General features: G+C 72.2%; 15 protein-coding genes and 1 pseudogene. 12 read left to right on the top strand and 4 right to left on the bottom strand.

The window, feature by feature from the left end; all coding sequences use genetic code 11:
- Positions 1–4: 4 nt before the first annotated feature.
- Both ACXYMW_RS14545 and ACXYMW_RS14540 read left to right on the top strand, forming a co-directional pair.
- The gene (locus tag ACXYMW_RS14545) at positions 5–841 is read left to right on the top strand and encodes a beta-keto acid cleavage family enzyme (RefSeq protein ID WP_459036048.1); all 837 of its coding nucleotides are present in this window, start codon (positions 5–7) and stop codon (positions 839–841) included.
- 150 nt (positions 842–991) lie between these two features.
- Positions 992–1,306, top strand: a complete 315-nt coding sequence (locus ACXYMW_RS14540; protein ID WP_459036047.1) for a hypothetical protein — start codon at positions 992–994, stop codon at positions 1,304–1,306.
- On the opposite strand, the gene ACXYMW_RS14535 is transcribed toward ACXYMW_RS14540, so the two are convergent.
- On the bottom strand, positions 1,303–2,238 hold the full coding sequence (locus ACXYMW_RS14535) for an aminotransferase class IV (RefSeq protein WP_459036046.1): 936 nt from the start codon (positions 2,236–2,238) through the stop codon (positions 1,303–1,305). The two genes, ACXYMW_RS14540 and ACXYMW_RS14535, sit on opposite strands and share 4 nt — an antisense overlap.
- A gap of 181 nt (positions 2,239–2,419) precedes the next feature.
- Between ACXYMW_RS14535 and ACXYMW_RS14530 the strand changes: the two genes are divergently transcribed.
- From ACXYMW_RS14530 to ACXYMW_RS14500, 7 genes and pseudogenes are all read left to right on the top strand, one after another.
- Positions 2,420–3,385 carry a metal ABC transporter solute-binding protein, Zn/Mn family gene (locus ACXYMW_RS14530; RefSeq protein ID WP_459036045.1) on the top strand — a complete coding sequence of 322 codons (966 nt, stop codon included), beginning with the start codon at positions 2,420–2,422 and terminating at the stop codon, positions 3,383–3,385.
- Between the two features lie 10 nt (positions 3,386–3,395).
- Positions 3,396–4,241, top strand: coding sequence for a metal ABC transporter ATP-binding protein (locus tag ACXYMW_RS14525; protein WP_459036044.1), 846 nt, complete (start codon positions 3,396–3,398; stop codon positions 4,239–4,241).
- Positions 4,238–5,140: pseudogene (locus ACXYMW_RS14520) on the top strand (metal ABC transporter permease); the annotation flags it as partial. The gene ACXYMW_RS14525 and the pseudogene ACXYMW_RS14520, both read left to right, overlap by 4 nt.
- Before the next feature lie 20 nt (positions 5,141–5,160).
- Positions 5,161–6,084, top strand: a complete 924-nt coding sequence (locus ACXYMW_RS14515; protein ID WP_459036043.1) for a metal ABC transporter permease — start codon at positions 5,161–5,163, stop codon at positions 6,082–6,084.
- Positions 6,085–6,307: 223 nt separating this feature from the next.
- Positions 6,308–7,525, top strand: coding sequence for an NAD-dependent epimerase/dehydratase family protein (locus ACXYMW_RS14510; protein WP_459036042.1), 1,218 nt, complete (start codon positions 6,308–6,310; stop codon positions 7,523–7,525).
- Positions 7,522–8,352, top strand: a complete 831-nt coding sequence (locus ACXYMW_RS14505) for a glycosyltransferase (RefSeq protein WP_459036041.1) — start codon at positions 7,522–7,524, stop codon at positions 8,350–8,352. The genes ACXYMW_RS14510 and ACXYMW_RS14505 overlap by 4 nt, the downstream gene beginning before the upstream one ends.
- Entirely contained in the window at positions 8,349–9,185 is an 837-nt protein-coding gene (locus ACXYMW_RS14500) for an NAD-dependent epimerase/dehydratase family protein (RefSeq protein ID WP_459036040.1), read from the top strand. Before ACXYMW_RS14505 ends, ACXYMW_RS14500 begins: the two co-directional genes overlap by 4 nt.
- Here ACXYMW_RS14500 and ACXYMW_RS14495 read toward each other — a convergent pair.
- Entirely contained in the window at positions 9,179–9,472 is a 294-nt protein-coding gene (locus ACXYMW_RS14495) for a glucose-6-phosphate isomerase (RefSeq protein ID WP_459036039.1), read from the bottom strand. The two genes, ACXYMW_RS14500 and ACXYMW_RS14495, sit on opposite strands and share 7 nt — an antisense overlap.
- A 179-nt stretch (positions 9,473–9,651) precedes the next feature.
- Here ACXYMW_RS14495 and ACXYMW_RS14490 point away from each other — a divergent pair, with 179 nt between their 5' ends.
- The 3 genes from ACXYMW_RS14490 (at position 9,652) to ACXYMW_RS14480 (ending at position 13,048) form a co-directional block, all read left to right on the top strand.
- A complete protein-coding gene (locus ACXYMW_RS14490; RefSeq protein WP_459036038.1) occupies positions 9,652–11,514 on the top strand; it encodes an ABC-F family ATP-binding cassette domain-containing protein in 1,863 nt (620 codons plus the stop codon).
- Between the two features lie 272 nt (positions 11,515–11,786).
- Positions 11,787–12,422 carry a MarC family protein gene (locus ACXYMW_RS14485; protein WP_459036037.1) on the top strand — a complete coding sequence of 212 codons (636 nt, stop codon included), beginning with the start codon at positions 11,787–11,789 and terminating at the stop codon, positions 12,420–12,422.
- A gap of 44 nt (positions 12,423–12,466) precedes the next feature.
- Positions 12,467–13,048 (top strand): retropepsin-like aspartic protease family protein, encoded by a 582-nt coding sequence (locus ACXYMW_RS14480; RefSeq protein WP_459036036.1) that lies wholly within the window; start codon positions 12,467–12,469, stop codon positions 13,046–13,048.
- On the opposite strand, the gene ACXYMW_RS14475 is transcribed toward ACXYMW_RS14480, so the two are convergent.
- Both ACXYMW_RS14475 and ACXYMW_RS14470 read right to left on the bottom strand, forming a co-directional pair.
- Complete coding sequence (locus tag ACXYMW_RS14475) at positions 13,049–13,507, bottom strand: DNA polymerase III subunit chi (protein WP_459036035.1); 459 nt, start codon at positions 13,505–13,507, stop codon at positions 13,049–13,051. It abuts the gene before it with no gap.
- A 28-nt stretch (positions 13,508–13,535) separates the two neighbouring features.
- Positions 13,536–15,008 (bottom strand): leucyl aminopeptidase, encoded by a 1,473-nt coding sequence (locus ACXYMW_RS14470; RefSeq protein WP_459036034.1) that lies wholly within the window; start codon positions 15,006–15,008, stop codon positions 13,536–13,538.
- Between the last annotated feature and the right edge of the window lie 143 nt (positions 15,009–15,151).

The raw sequence follows: 15,151 nt of genomic DNA, 5'->3' as shown, positions 1-15,151 counted from the left end.
GATCATGACCAAACCCTGCATCATCTGCGTCGCCATCACCGGCTCGCTGCCCACCAAGGCCGACAACCCGGCGGTGCCGATCACCGTCGCCGAACAGGTCGAGAGCACCCAGGAGGCCTTCGAGGCGGGCGCCAGCATCGCCCATTGCCACGTCCGCAACGACGACGGCACGCCGTCCTCCGACCCCGACCGCTTCGCGCGGCTGAAGGAGGGCATCGAGACGCACTGCCCGGGCATGATCGTCCAGCTCTCCACCGGCGGCCGCTCCGGCGCCGGCAAGACCCGCGGCGGCATGCTGCCGCTGGCGCCCGACATGGCCTCGCTCTCGGTCGGCTCGAACAATTTCCCGACCCGGGTCTACGAGAACCCGCCCGACCTCGTGGACTGGCTGGCCTCGGAGATGCGCGCGCACCAGGTCAAGCCGGAGATCGAGGCCTTCGACCTGAGCCACATCCACCAGGCGGTGGCGATGAACCGCGACGGGCGCATCCCGGGCCGGCTCTACGTGCAGTTCGTGATGGGCGTGAAGAACGCCATGCCGGTCGACCGCGACACCTTCGACTTCTACATCGCCACCATGAAGCGGCTGGCCCCCGAGGCCGAATGGTGCGGCGCCGGGATCGGCCGGCACCAGGCGACGCTGAACGAATGGTGCATCGCCGCGGGCGGGCATTGCCGCACCGGGCTCGAGGACAATATCCGGCTCGACCGCGACACCCTGGCGCCGTCGAACGCGGCACTGGTGCGGCGCACCGTCGAGCTCTGCCAGAAGCACGATCGCCCGGTCGCGACCTGGCAGCAGGCGCGCGAGATCCTCGATCTGCCGCTGCGCGCCGCCTGACCTGCCCGCCGCCCGGCGCTTGCCTTCGGGCGGCGCCGGGCGTATGGGCAAAGCACGCGCCGATTTGAGTTCAGATTGCGGGCGCGAAACAAATGCAGCTAAAGCGGAAGGGCCCCCGGCGCCTTTCGTCAGTGTCCGAGGAGTGCCGCCATGGAGACCGTTCTCCAGCCCTGCCCGATCCCGCTCGACCGCATCGCCGCCCTGGCCCGCGCCCTGCCCGGCTGCCGCCTCGAGCACCGCGCCGTGCTGACCTGCGACGACCCCGCCCGCGGGCTGGCCCGCGCCGCGACGCTGATCGCCGCGGCCGGGCTCGAGATCGTCGCCTGCGCCTGCGACGCCAGCGGCCGCATCACCGCCACGCTGGGCGATGCGGACGGAGGCGGCGCCGAACGCTTCGCGCGGGGGCTCGCGGGCAGCGGGCTCGCGGTCGCGGAGTGGCGCACCGACGCGGTCTTCCGCCCCTAGCCCGCCTGCTCGCCCACGTGCCGGCGGATCAGGTCGGCATAGAGCGCGCGAATGCGCTGGGTCATCGGCCGCTCGCCCGACCCGATCGGCTTGCCGTCGATCGAGGCCACCGGGGTCTGGGCCCCGAACGTGCCGGTCAGGAACGCCTCGTCGGCGCCGTAGGCCTCGTAGAGCGAGAAGTTCTTCTCGTGGACCGGGATGCCGTTCTGGCGGCAGAGCTCGATCACCTTGGCCCGCGTCACCCCGTTCATGCAGTAATCCCCGGTCGAGGTCCAAACCTCGCCGCGCCGCACGATGAAGAAGTTGCAGGCATTGGTGGTGTTCACGAAGCCCTGCGGGTCCAGCATCAGCGCCTCCTCGGCGCCCGCGGCCTCGGCCTGCAGGCAGGCGATGATGCAGTTCAGCTTGGAATGCGAATTGAACTTCGGATCCTGGCTGTGCGGCAGGCCGCGGACCTGCGGCACGGTGGCCAGGCGCACTCCCTCGGCCAGCGTCGCCGCCGGCTTCGAATGCTCCATGATGATGACCACGGTGGGGCCCGAGCGCGACAGGCCGGGATGCTGGAACGGCTTGTCCTTGACGCCCCGGGTGACCATCAGCCGGCAATGCGCGTCGGTGGTCATGCCGTTGGCCGCGGCGGTGCGGCGCAGCGCCCGCAGGATTCCGCCGCGGTCGAGCACCGGGTCGAGCGAGACCGCCCGGCAGGAGGCGAAGAAGCGGTCCATGTGCTCGTCGAAGAACGCCCAGACGCCGTCATGGAGGCGCATCCCCTCCCACATCCCGTCGCCCAGCATGAAGCCGGAATCGTAGACCGAGACCTTGGCCTCGGCGCGCGGCAGCAATTCGCCGTTGACGTAGATCAGGATGTCGCGGTTCCGCGGATCGGCCTCGGCATCGTGGGTGGTGCGGGCTTCGGCGTGCGGGTCGGTCATGGCGGGATCCGGGAACGGGGGCGCGGTGCCGCCTGTCTAGCAGGCCGCCCGCGGGTCAGGAACCGGCCAAAACGGCGGGGCGTCCCGCGGCTTGTTGCGAATGATTTGCAGGAGCATTGACTTTTGCGAACGATTCTCAATATCACTGGCGTCAGGACATGCGGAGATGCGGAGGATGGCGATGAGATTCGGACGGCGGACATTTCTGACGGGGCTGGCGGCGCTGGGGCTGACGGCGCTCGGGCTGGGGGCGCCGATGGCGCGGGCCGAGGCGCCTCTGGCGGTGGTCGCGACCACCGGCATGATCGGCGACGCGGCGCAGCGGGTCGGCGGCGACCTGGTGTCGGTGCGGGCGCTGATGGGCCCGGGCATCGACCCGCATGCCTACCGCCAGACCCGCAGCGACATCGCCGCCATGGCGCGCGCCGACCTGGTGCTGTGGCACGGGCTCTATCTCGAGGCGCAGATGGAGGAATTCCTGCACGGCCTGGCCGCCCGCACCGAGGTGGTGGCGGTGGCCGAGGCGCTGCCGCGCGACGCGCTGATCGCCCACGACACCTATGCCGACAAGTTCGACCCGCATGTCTGGATGGACCCGACCCTCTGGGCCGGTGTGGTCGACGAGGTGCGCGCCGCGCTGACCCGCGCCGCGCCGGACCATGCCGAGACCTTCGCCGCCAACGCCGCCCGGCACCGCGAGGAGCTGGAGGCGCTGGCGGAGTACAATGCCGGCATCCTCGGCACCGTGCCCGAGGAGGCCCGGGTCCTCGTCACCGCGCATGACGCCTTCGGCTATTTCGGCCGCGCCTACGGCTTCGAGGTGGTGGGCATCCAGGGCATCTCGACCGAATCCGAGGCCGGGCTGGCGCGCATCGCCGAGGTCGTCGACCTGCTGGTGGAGCGCGGCATCCGCGCGGTCTTCGTGGAAAGCTCGGTCTCCGACCGCAACATCCGCGCCCTGATCGAGGGCGCCGCGGCGCGCGGTCACAGCGTGGAGATCGGCGGCGAGCTCTATTCCGACGCGATGGGTGAGCCCGACACCTACGAGGGCACCTATCTCGGCATGATCGACCACAATGCCACGACGATCGCCCGCGCCCTGGGCGGCGAGGCCCCGGAACGGGGCATGTCCGACCTGCTGAACTGAGGAGCCCCGCATGCGCGACACCGCACCGCTCGCCTCGTCCCCGCGCTCCGCGCCCGAGCCCCCCGGCGCGCGCGCGACCGCCGGCGCGCCCCGCCCGGCCGCCGCCGAGGAGCCGCTCCGCGTCGCGGGGCTGAGCGTCGCCTACGGCGCCGCCCCGGCGATCCGCGACATCACGGCGGGGTTTCCCGGCGGCGCCATGTCGGCCATCATCGGGCCGAACGGCGCCGGCAAGTCGACGCTGCTGAAGGCGGCGCTGGGGCTGGTCCCGGCGGCCGCCGGCGAGGTCCGCGTCTTCGGCGCCGAGGTGGCGCGGATGCGGCACCGCATCGCCTACGTGCCGCAGCGCGCCGCCATCGACTGGGATTTCCCGGCCAGCGCCGCCGACGTGGTCGAGATGGGGCTCTACCGCCGCTCCGGCCTGTTCGGCCGGATGACCCAGGCGCTGCGCGCCGAGGCCCGGGCCTGTCTCGCCCGGGTCGGGCTCGAGGAGTTCGGCGACCGCCAGATCGGCCAGCTGTCGGGCGGCCAGCAGCAGCGCGTCTTCATCGCCCGGGCGCTGGCCCAGCGCGCCGATCTCTACCTGCTCGACGAGCCGCTGGCCGGGGTCGACGCGGCTACCGAACGCGCCGTAATCGACGTGCTCAAGGCGCTGAGGGCCGAGGGCCGCACGGTGATCTGCGTGCATCACGACCTGTCGACCGTGCGGGCCTATTTCGACCACGTGCTGCTGATCAACGGCCGCCGCATCGCCGAGGGCCCGGTGGCCGGCACCTTCACCGCGGCCAATCTCGACGCCACCTATGGCGGCCGGCTCGGTGCCGCCATCGGCGACCTGCCAGCCCGCTTCCCGTCATGAGCCCGTTCTTGTCCGCGCTGCTGCTCCAGGCCGGCTACAACGCCGCGCTGGTGGCCGCCGGGGCGGCGCTGCTCGGCGCGGCCTCGGGTGCTGCCGGCACCTTCCTCTACCTGCGCAAGCGGGCGCTGGTCTCGGATGCCATGGCGCATGCCACCCTGCCCGGGATCGCACTCGCCTTCATGCTGATGGTGGCGCTGGGCGGCGACGGCCGGGCGCTGCCCGGCCTGCTGGCCGGGTCGGCCGCCACCGCCGTTCTGGGCCTCTTCGTGGTCGACTGGATCACCCGCCACACCCGGCTGCCGGAGGATGCCGCGATCGGCGCGGTGCTCTCGGTCTCCTTCGGCGCCGGGGTCGTGCTGCTGACCGTCATCCAGACCATGAGCGCCGGCCGCCAGGCCGGGCTCGAAAGCTTCCTTCTGGGCGCCACGGCGGGGATGCTGCGCAGCGACGCGCTGACCATCGCCGCGGGCGGCGCGCTGGCCATGGCGGCGACCTGGGCGTTGCGCCGGCCGATGACGCTGGCGGCCTTCGATCCGGGCTTCGCCGCGGCCTCGGGCTGGAACCTGCGCCGCATCGACCTGGCGATGATGACGCTGGTGACGCTGGTCACCGTGGTCGGGCTGAAGATCGTCGGGCTGATCCTGATCGTCGCGCTGCTGATCATCCCGCCGGTGGCGGCGCGGTTCTGGACCGACCGGGCGGCGCGGGTGCCGTGGATCGCCGCCGGCATCGGCGCGGCCTCGGGCTATCTCGGCGCCGCGCTCTCGGCCTCGGCGCCGGCGCTGCCGACCGGGCCGATCATCGTGCTGACGCTGGCGGCGATCTTCGCCGTCTCGATGCTGGCGGCGCCGCGGCGTGGCGTGGCGGCGGCGGCGCTGCGGCGGCGGCGCACCGCGCGCGCTCTCAGGGGGGCGGCGTGATGGGCGCGGAATTCGTGCAATTGTCGCTGACCCCGATCTTGATCGGCGTGCTGGCCGCGATGGCCTGCGCGCTGCCGGGCAATTTCCTGCTGCTGCGCCGCCAGGCCCTGGTGGGCGACGCCATCTCGCACGTGGTGCTGCCCGGGCTGGTGGCGGGGTTCCTGGTCAGCGGCGCGATGACGGCGACGCCGATGCTCTTCGGTGCCGGCGGGGCGGCGCTGGTCGCGGTGCTGCTGATCGAGGCGGTGCGCCGCTTCGGCCGGGTCGAGCCCGGCGCCGCGATGGGGGTGGTCTTCACCTCGATGTTCGCCGCCGGCGTGCTGATCCTCGAGCGCACCGACACCTCGTCGGTGCATCTCGACGTCGAGCACGCGCTGATGGGCAACCTGGAATCGCTGATCTGGTTCGGCGCCGAGGGCTGGGGGTCGCTGCTCGACCCCGCGACGCTCGCCACCCTGCCGCCGGAACTGGGCCGCATCGCCGCCGCGGCGGCGGTGATCGCGCTCCTGACCGTTGGCTTCTGGCGCTGGCTGGCGCTCTCGACCTTTGATGAGGGCTTCGCGCGCAGCCTCGGCATCCCGGTGGGCGCGGTGGGGCTGGGGCTGGTCGCGGTGGCGGCGCTGGCGGCGGTGGCGGCCTTCGACGCGGTGGGCTCGATCATCGTCATCGCGATGTTCGTCTGCCCGCCGGCGGCGGCCCGGCTGATGACCGACCGGCTGGCCCGGCAGGTGGCCTGGAGCTTGGGCTTCGCGGCGCTTTCGGCGATCCTCGGCTACGTGCTGGCGGGCTACGGGCCGCTCTGGCTGGGCAGCCCCCACGCGGTCAGCGCGGCTGGCATGATCGCGGTGGTCTCCGGGGTGATCCTGGGGCTGGCCTGCCGCTTCGGGCCCTGCCGCCGCCGGACCGGCGGCGCCCCGGCCTGATCCGGCGCGGCAGAGCGCCGCCGACGCCGCGTCCAGGTCGCGTCCCGGGCGCGTCCCGGGCGCCGCCGGGACCGGGCGCGCGGGCCCGCGGCGGCAGCCGTGCCGCGGCCGAATCCCGACGCGGCTTGCGCGGGGCCGCGCGGGTCATCAAACTTTGGCTTTACACCGTGCGGGCCGAACGATAGCCGCTTCGGCCAACACGCATAGACGAAAGGCTCGGCCCATGCGCATCGCCATTCTCGGAGGGGACGGCTTCGTCGGCTGGCCGACCTGTCTGCACCTCTCGGCCCAGGGGCACGAGGTCCACATCGTCGACAACCTGAGCCGCCGCTGGATCGACACCGAACTGGGCGTGCAGTCGCTGACGCCGATGGATTCGATCCAGGAGCGCTGCCGCATCTGGAAGCAGGTCTCGGGCGAAACCATCCGCTTCCACCTGCTCGACCTCGCCAAGGAATACGAGCGCCTCAAGGGCTGGCTGATCGAGCACCGTCCCGACGCCATCGTGCATTTCGCCGAGCAGCGCGCCGCGCCCTATTCGATGAAGACCGACCGCCACAAGGTCTACACCGTCACCAACAACACCAACGCCACCCACAACCTGCTGGCGGCGATGGTGGAGGCCGATCTCGACGCCCATCTCGTGCATCTGGGCACCATGGGCGTCTACGGCTATTCGAGCGTCGGCGCGCCGATCCCCGAGGGCTATCTCGACGTCGAGATCGACACGCCCACGGGCAAGAAGGGCCAGCAGATCCTCTACCCGACGAAGCCCGGCTCGGTCTATCACATGACCAAGTCGCTCGATCAGATCCTGTTCCAGTTCTACGCCCAGAACGACGGGCTGCGGATCACCGACCTGCACCAGGGCATCGTCTGGGGCACCCATACCGACCAGACCCGCCGCCACGAGCAGCTGATCAACCGCTTCGACTATGACGGCGATTACGGCACCGTGCTGAACCGCTTCCTGATCCAGGCGGCGATCGACTACCCGCTGACCGTGCACGGCACCGGCGGCCAGACCCGCGCCTTCATCCACATCCAGGATTCGGTGCGCTGCATCGAGCTGGCGCTGAAGGACGCCCCGGCGCGCGGCGACCGGGTGAAGATCTTCAACCAGATGACCGAGACGCACCGCGTCCGCGACCTCGCGGACCTGGTGGCGAAGCTCACCGGCGCCCGCGTGGCCTACCTGCCGAACCCGCGCAAGGAGGCCGCCGAGAACGACCTGATCGTCGACAACGCCCAGTTCCTCGCGCTCGGGCTCGACCCCACCACGCTGGCCGAGGGGCTGCTGGCCGAGGTCGTCGACGTGGCGAAGAAATACGCCCACCGCATCGACCGCAGCCGGGTGCCGGCGGTCTCGGCCTGGACCCGCGAGCTGGGCAGCCGGGTGGAGCGCGACCCGGAGGGCAAGGCGCTCAAGTCGGCGTCGTGAGCGCGCTCCGGCCCGAGCGCCCGGCGGGCGATCCCCGCGCCTTCGTCACACTGGTGACCAACGCGGATTTCGCCCGCGGCGCCGCGGCGCTGCTGCACTCGCTGGCGCTGACCGGCAGCCGCGCGGACCGCGTGGTGCTCCACACCGACGCGGTGCCCGACGCCGCGCTGGCGCCGCTCCGGGCCGCCGGCGCGCGGCTGGTTGCGACCGACCTGCTGCCGACCTCGGACGAATTCAACGCCGCCCATGCCAAGGACCGGATCCACGGCCGCAACCCCTTCACCAAGGGCGAAAAGCCGCCCTTCCACACTCCGCTCGACAATTTCGCCAAGCTCCGGCTCTGGCAGCTCGATTACGCGCGGGTGGTCTTTCTCGACGCCGACACGCTGGTGCTGCGCCGCATCGACCGGCTCTTCGACTATCCCGAGTTCAGCGCCGCGCCCAACGTCTACGAGAGCCTCGCCGACTTTCACCGGCTGAATTCCGGCGTCTTCACGGCGCGGCCCGACCCGGCCACCTTCGATGCCATGCTGGCGCGGCTCGACGCGCCCGGCGCCTTCTGGAAGCGCACCGACCAGACCTTCCTGCAGGATTTTTTCCCCGACTGGCACGGCCTGCCGGTCTTCGACAACATGCTGCAATATGTCTGGTTCAACCTGCCCGCGCTCTGGGACTGGCAGGCCATCCGCGTGCTGCACTTCCAGTACGAGAAGCCCTGGCAGGACCATGCCAAGGCGGACCGCCTGCGCCCGCTGATCGCGCTCTGGCACGCCTATGAGCGCGGCGAGAGGCCCGATCTGGCCGCCCTGCCCGCTCCCGCGTCATGAGGATCGCGCTGACCGGGGCGAGCGGCATCGCCGGCGGCGCGCTGCGGCGCGGGCTGGGCGAGGCGGAGATCGTCACGCTGGGCCGCACGCTCCTGCCCGGCCTGCCGCATCTCGGCTGGTCGCTGGGCGCGCCCACGCCCGACCTCAGCGAATGCGACGCACTGATCCATGCCGCCTTCTCCCATGTGCCCGGCCGCTACCGCGGCGGCGAGGGAAGCGACCCCGAGGGCTTCCGCCGCGCCAATCTCGACGGCACCCGCCGGCTGTTCGAGGACGCTGCGGCGCAGGGCGTCGGGCGCATCCTGTTCCTGTCCTCGCGCGCGGTCTTCGACGGCCACCCGGCCGGCACGCCCCTGCCCGAGACCCTGCCGCCGCGCGCCGCCTCGCTCTACGGTCAGGTCAAGGCCGCGGCCGAGGAGATCCTGTTCGGCCTGCCGGTGACGGGGATCGCGCTGCGTGCCACCGGGCTCTACGGGCCCGGCCCGGCGATGAAGTGGGGCGACCTCTTCGCGGCGTTCCGGGCCGGGGAGCCGCTGCCGCCCCGGCGCGGCACCGAAATCCATGTGGACGATCTGGCCGCGGCCGTGCGGCTCTGCCTCGCCCTGCAGGAGGGCGGGCCGGTCCACGTCTCCGACCTGCTGCTCGACCGCCACGACCTTCTGGCGGAGGCGGCGCGGGTGATGGGCTGGACGCGGCCGCTGCCGCCGCGCTCCGCCGATCCGGTCAGCGTGCTCGACTGCGCGCGGCTGCGCGCGGCCGGGTGGCGGCCCGGCGGCTGGCCGAGGCTCGCCGCCGAACTGCCCTCCTATCTCGACGCGGCCGCGTCTCAGTAGCCGTAGCCGCCCGGGCACGGCGCCGGCTGGCCGTTGGGATAGCGGCAGGACACGGTGCGCGGCTGCGGCCGCGCGGTGCCGGCGGCGAGCGTGGAGCCGGCCGCGGCGCCGGCCAGCGTGCCCATGATCTTGCCGGTGCGGTCGGCATCCATCCGGTCGGCCACGGCCAGCCCCGCGGCGCCGCCGGCCAGGCCGCCGGCCGCGAAGCGCTGGTCCGGCGTCAGGTTCTGACAGCCGGCGAGGGCCACGGTGCCGGTGGCGAGGAGAATCATCAGGGTCTTCTTCATGGGAGCAATGCCTTTCTGCCCGAGTTGATGGGTCAGGCTGTACGCCCGCCCCCGCGGACAAGCGAAATCGCCGCGCTGTCATGCGATAACACATTGCCGGACATCACTTTTTCAGGGCGGCGCGCGCCCGGCGCACAGGACGCTTTCCGCCCGCCCCGGGCTCTGCTAGAGCGCGCCCCATGCTGAAGATCGAGGACATCTCCTATTCGGTCGAGGGCCGCCCGCTCTTCGAGGGCGCCTCCGCGACCATCCCGGCGGGCCACAAGGTCGGCCTCGTCGGTGCCAACGGCACCGGCAAGACCACCCTGTTCCGGCTGATCCGCGGCGAGCTGACGCTCGATGGCGGGGCGATCTCGCTGCCGGCGCGGGCCCGCATCGGCGGCGTGGCGCAGGAGGTGCCGTCCTCGGGCGTGAGCCTGATCGACACCGTGCTGGCCGCCGATACCGAACGCGCCGAGCTGATGGCCGAGGCCGAGGCGGCGACCGACGGCACCCGCATCGCCGAGGTGCAGACCCGGCTCGCCGACATCGACGCCTGGTCGGCCGAGGCGCGCGCGGCCTCGATCCTCAAGGGGCTGGGCTTCGACGACGACCAGCAGCGCCAGCCCTGCTCGGCCTTCTCGGGCGGCTGGCGGATGCGGGTGGCGCTGGCCGGCGTACTCTTCGCCCAGCCCGACCTGCTGCTACTCGACGAGCCAACCAACTATCTCGACCTCGAGGGCGCGCTCTGGCTCGAGAGCTACCTCGCCAAATACCCCCACACGGTGATCGTGATCAGCCACGACCGCGGCCTGCTGAACCGCGCCGTGGGCGGCATCCTGCATCTCAGCGAGAAGAAGCTGACCTATTGGCAGGGCCCCTACGACCAATTCGCCCGCCAGCGCGCCGAACAGCGCGCAGTGCTGGTCGCCGCGGCCAAAAAGCAGGACGCCCGCCGGGCCCATCTGCAAAGCTTCGTCGACCGCTTCAAGGCCAAGGCCTCGAAGGCCAAGCAGGCCCAGAGCCGGGTCAAGATGATCGAGAAGATGCAGACCATCACCCTGCCCGAGGAGGCGGCGGCGCGGGTCTTCAGCTTCCCCGCCCCCGAGCAGCTGTCGCCGCCCATCATCCATATCGAGGGCGGCGCCACCGGCTATGGCGACCGCAACGTGCTGGCGCGGCTCGATCTCCGCATCGATCAGGACGACCGCATCGCGCTGCTGGGGCGCAACGGCCAGGGCAAGTCGACGCTGGCCAAGCTGCTGTCGGACCGGCTGGACCTGACCGCGGGGCGGATGACCAAGGCGTCGAAGCTCAGGATCGGCTATTTCGCCCAGCACCAGGTCGACGAACTGCGCGTCGAGGAGACGCCGCTGCAGCACCTGCAGCGCGCCCGCCCGGAAGTGGCGCCGCCCAAGCTGCGCGCCCGGCTGGCCGGGTTCGGCCTCGGCGCGGCGCAGGCCGAGACCGAGGTCGGGCGGCTCTCCGGCGGCCAGAAGGCGCGGCTCTCGCTGCTCTTGGCGACGCTCGACGCGCCGCACATGCTGATCCTCGACGAGCCCACCAACCATCTCGACATCGAGAGCCGCGAGGCGCTGACCGAGGCGCTGAACCTCTATGACGGCGCGGTGATCCTGGTCAGCCACGACATGCACCTGCTGTCGCTGGTGGCCGACCGCCTCTGGCTCGTGCACGACGGCACGGTGACCCCCTTCGAGGAGGATCTCGAGGCCTATCGCCGGATGCTGCTGACGCCCGAGAAGCCGGCCCGCCCGGCCCGCGCCGCGGCCCCGGCGGCCCGGCCCGCGCGTCCGCCGCGCGAGCGCATCCTGGCGCTGCGCGCCGATCTCCGCCGCGCCGAGGAGCGCGTCGCCAAGATCGAGGAGATGCGCGACCGGCTCGCCAAGAAGCTCGCCGATCCGGCGCTCTACGAGACCGCCCGCGCCGGCGAGCTCGAGACCTGGAACCGGAAGTACGCCGAGGTCATGGAGGGCCTCCAGAAGGCCGAGGCGCTCTGGCTCGCCGCCCAGGAAAAACTCGACGCCGCCGAAACCCCCGCCTGACCCAGGCCCGCCCGCTTCTTCTGAGCAAAAATATCCCGGGGGAGTCGGCGCAAAAGCGCCGACGGGGGCAGCGCCCCCTCTTCCAGTTGAACCTGCGCTGCATGTATCGACTGTTTGCCTCCCGCAGGGTCGGCGGACCCCGAACGAAGCTGCCCTCAACGGCCGGACGGCGCCGCCTCTCCCCGTCGAACCCACGCCCTGCCCCCCTCCGGACCCGCCTGCGTCCGCGCCCGGCACTTGCCAGGGCCGGCGCCGGCGGCTAAGCGCGCGGCATGGATGCGGCCTTCCTGATCTCCGCCTTCGCGGCGCTCTTCGTGGTCATCGACCCGATCGGCATCACGCCGGTCTTCATCGCGCTGACCCGCGGCGCCGATGCCGCGCACAAGCGCGCCGTGGCGCTGCGCGCCTGCCTGATCGGGGCGGCCATCCTGCTGCTCTTCGCGGTCTTCGGCGAGGCGGTGCTGGGCACCGTGGGCATCACCATGCCGGCCTTCCGCATCGCCGGCGGGCTGCTGCTCTTCCTGACCGCGCTCGACATGCTGTTCGAGCGCCGCACCAAGCGGCGCGAGGACCGGGCGGAGAATGACGGGGCGCCGGACGACCCGTCGGTCTTTCCCATGGCGATCCCGCTGCTCGCCGGGCCGGGCTCGATCACCACCACGATCCTGCTCTTCGGGCAGGCCGAGGATGCCGCCGGCATGGCGGCGGTGCTGGCGGTGATGCTGTCGGTGATCGCCATCGCGCTGCTGCTGCTGCTGCTCTCGGCGCGGATCGAGCGGCTGCTGGGCAAGATCGGCATCACCGTGGTGACGCGGCTTCTGGGCATGCTGCTGGCGGCGCTGTCGGTGCAGTTCGTGCTCGACGGGCTGGCCGCGGTGGGCTTCGCCGGCACCCCGCCCGGCACTTAACACCCCGCCCCCGCCTGCCTAGATAGACGGGGAAAGGATCCTGCATGCCCGACATTCCCTACGGCCAGCTCAGCTACCTGGTGCTGCTCGGCGCGGTGCTGGTGTTCTGGATGTTCGTGCAGAACCGCCAGGGCCTCGGCCGCAAGCTGCAGGCTCTGCTGGCCTGGGGGCTGATCTTTCTCGGGCTGATCGCGGCGATCGGGCTCTGGGACGGCATCCGGCGCACCGCGATGCCGCGGCAATCGGTGATCTCGGAGACCGGCGCGATCGCCCTGCCGCGGGCCCCGGACGGGCATTTCTACGCCACGCTCGAGGTCAACGGCGCGGCCATCCCGTTCATGGTCGATACCGGCGCCAGCGGCACCGTGCTGACGGCCCGGGACGCCGAGCGCGCCGGCCTCGATCCGGACGCGCTGGCCTACCACGCCCAGGCGATGACCGCCAACGGCACGGTGCGCACGGCGCCGGTGACGCTCGACCGGGTGGCGCTCGGACCCTATGCCGACACCGCCGTGCCGGCCTATGTCAACGCTGCCGAGATGGGCCGCTCGCTGCTCGGGATGAGCTACCTGCGGCGATTTGCGCGGGTCTCGATCGAGGGCGACCGCATGGTGCTGGCGCGCTGATCAGCGCTCGGCCTTCTTCTCCCAACGCCCCGTTTCCTCGGACCAGTACTGCGCCGCGCAGCCGGCATCGGTGAGCGCCTTCCACTGCACCCGCGCCGCCTGCACCGCCGCCGGGTCGCCGCCGTCGAAGAGCACGCAGACCCGGCTGAGCCGCTGCACTTCCGCGGCCGCGACCTCGGCGCCGTCGATCGCCATCACGCAATGCGGATCGTTGGCCGCGCCGGCGCCGTCGCAGAGCAGCACCGGCTGCGCCGCGTCATGCGGCCCGCCGGCCCGGCCATGCGGCAGGAAGCCGTCGGCGGGCTCCAGCCAGAGCCGCTGGTCGAGCCAGTCGAGCCGCGCCGGGTCGGGGCCGCGCACCGCCACCCGCCAGCCCGCCTGCAGCGCCTTGTCGAGGAGCACCGGCAGCGTCTCCTCGAGCGGCCGCCGGGTCAGGTGGTAGAAATAGGCCGCTCCCATCCGCGCCCCCTCAGCCCCGCGCCGCGGCTCAGTCGCGGGCCTCGTGATGCGACCGCACCAGCCGGTCGAGCGTCAGCACGCCCCAGCCGGTCGCGCCCTTGGGGGCCAGCGGCAGGTCCTTGGCGGCGGTGGCGACGCCGGCGATGTCGATATGGATCCACGGCAGGTCCTCGCGCACGAAGCGCTTGAGGAATTCCGCCGCGGTGATGGTGCCGGCGGCGCGGCCGCCGGAATTCTTCACGTCGGCCACCGCGGACTTGATCTGCTCGGCATAGCCCTCGCCGAAGGGCATGCGCCAGGCGCCCTCGCCCTCGGTCTCGGCCGCCTTGGCGAAGCGCTGCGCGAAGCCGTCCTCGCTGGCGAAGAAGGCGGCGTTCTCGTGCCCCAGCCCGACGATCGCCGCGCCGGTCAGGGTGGCGAGGTCGATCATCGCCGCCGGCTTGTAGGTCTCCTGCGCGTACCACATGACGTCGGCCAGGACGAGCCGGCCCTCGGCATCGGTGGAGATCACCTCGATCGTGTCGCCCTTCATCGAACGCAGCACGTCGCCGGGGCGGTAGGCGCGACCGTCGGGCATGTTCTCGACCAGGCCGACCAGCCCGACCACGTTGGCGCGGGCGCCGCGCGCCGCCAGCGCCATCATAGTGCCGGCCACGGTGGCGGCGCCGCCCATGTCCATGGTCATCGATTCCATGCCCTGGCTCGGCTTGATCGAGATGCCGCCGGTGTCGAAGACCACGCCCTTGCCCACCAGCGCCAGCGGCGGCTCGCTGCCGCCGCCATTCCAGCGCATCACCACGAGCTGCGCCGGGGTCACCGAGCCGCGGCTGACGGCAAGGAAGGCGCCCATGCCAAGCTCCTCCATCTGCGCCTCGTCGAGCACCTCGATCTCGAGCCCGAGCTCGGCCAGGGCGCGCAGCCGGTCGGCGAATTCGGTGGTCGAGAGCACGTTGGCGGGCTCGTTGACGAGATCGCGCGCGAAGACCACGCCGCGCGCCAAAGCCAGCCGGTCGCGGGCCGCCGCCGCGACCTCCTCGGGGCGGCTGCAGAGCAGCGTGGCGGGCTCCGGCGCGGCTTCGGGCTTGCTCTTGTGGTCGGTGAAGGCGTAGCCGCGCAGCGCCAGGCCGAGCGCCATCTCGGCGCCGTGCCGGGTGCCCTCGACGAGGAAGGTGACGGCGCTGCGCCCGGCCCCGCGGGCCACCGCGGCGCCGGCGCGGCGCGCTTCGGCGACATCCGGCCGACGCTCGATCTTCACCAGGTCGACCGCCTCCGCCGCCATCCCGGCGGGAAAGCCCAGCGACAGCACGTCGCCGGATTTCAGCTTGTCCCAGCGCTCCGAGCTGCAGGCGCGCAGCACCGCGCCCTTGGTGAGCCGGTTGAGCCGCCGCGCCCCCTGGCCCAGCGTGCCGTCGGCGGGGATGCAGACGGCGACCCGCCCGGCGGTCTCGGCCAGCGCGTCGAGCTCGAGGGGCTGAAAGCGGATGTCGCGAAGCTCGGTCATGCGGTCCTGTCTCCCGTTCGGTCCGGCGCCAGAGGTAACCGCCGGCGCCCGGCTTGGCCAGTGCCGGCTTTCGCGCCGGCCGCCGATCCGCTAGTCTCCGCGCCAACACGGCACCGGGACCGGGGGTGAGGTTGGGCAGATTC

It is taken from the genome of Roseivivax sp. CAU 1761, assembly GCF_054482755.1.
Note: the sequence above shows the minus strand (reverse complement) of the source record. Positions and strands in the feature narration are given on the sequence as shown.

Excerpts from the sequence above, each read along its gene's own strand:
- ACXYMW_RS14500 (WP_459036040.1), top strand. The coding sequence starts at position 8,349 with ATGAGGATCGCGCTGACCGGGGCGAGCGGCATCGCCGGCGGCGCGCTG.
- ACXYMW_RS14535 (WP_459036046.1), bottom strand. The coding sequence starts at position 2,238 with ATGACCGACCCGCACGCCGAAGCCCGCACCACCCACGATGCCGAGGCC.
- ACXYMW_RS14530 (WP_459036045.1), top strand. The coding sequence starts at position 2,420 with ATGAGATTCGGACGGCGGACATTTCTGACGGGGCTGGCGGCGCTGGGG.
- ACXYMW_RS14540 (WP_459036047.1), top strand. The coding sequence starts at position 992 with ATGGAGACCGTTCTCCAGCCCTGCCCGATCCCGCTCGACCGCATCGCC.
- ACXYMW_RS14475 (WP_459036035.1), bottom strand. The coding sequence starts at position 13,507 with ATGGGAGCGGCCTATTTCTACCACCTGACCCGGCGGCCGCTCGAGGAG.
- ACXYMW_RS14510 (WP_459036042.1), top strand. The coding sequence starts at position 6,308 with ATGCGCATCGCCATTCTCGGAGGGGACGGCTTCGTCGGCTGGCCGACC.
- ACXYMW_RS14545 (WP_459036048.1), top strand. The coding sequence starts at position 5 with ATGACCAAACCCTGCATCATCTGCGTCGCCATCACCGGCTCGCTGCCC.
- ACXYMW_RS14515 (WP_459036043.1), top strand. The coding sequence starts at position 5,161 with ATGGGCGCGGAATTCGTGCAATTGTCGCTGACCCCGATCTTGATCGGC.
- ACXYMW_RS14490 (WP_459036038.1), top strand. The coding sequence starts at position 9,652 with ATGCTGAAGATCGAGGACATCTCCTATTCGGTCGAGGGCCGCCCGCTC.
- ACXYMW_RS14480 (WP_459036036.1), top strand. The coding sequence starts at position 12,467 with ATGCCCGACATTCCCTACGGCCAGCTCAGCTACCTGGTGCTGCTCGGC.
- ACXYMW_RS14485 (WP_459036037.1), top strand. The coding sequence starts at position 11,787 with ATGGATGCGGCCTTCCTGATCTCCGCCTTCGCGGCGCTCTTCGTGGTC.
- ACXYMW_RS14525 (WP_459036044.1), top strand. The coding sequence starts at position 3,396 with ATGCGCGACACCGCACCGCTCGCCTCGTCCCCGCGCTCCGCGCCCGAG.
- ACXYMW_RS14495 (WP_459036039.1), bottom strand. The coding sequence starts at position 9,472 with ATGAAGAAGACCCTGATGATTCTCCTCGCCACCGGCACCGTGGCCCTC.
- ACXYMW_RS14470 (WP_459036034.1), bottom strand. The coding sequence starts at position 15,008 with ATGACCGAGCTTCGCGACATCCGCTTTCAGCCCCTCGAGCTCGACGCG.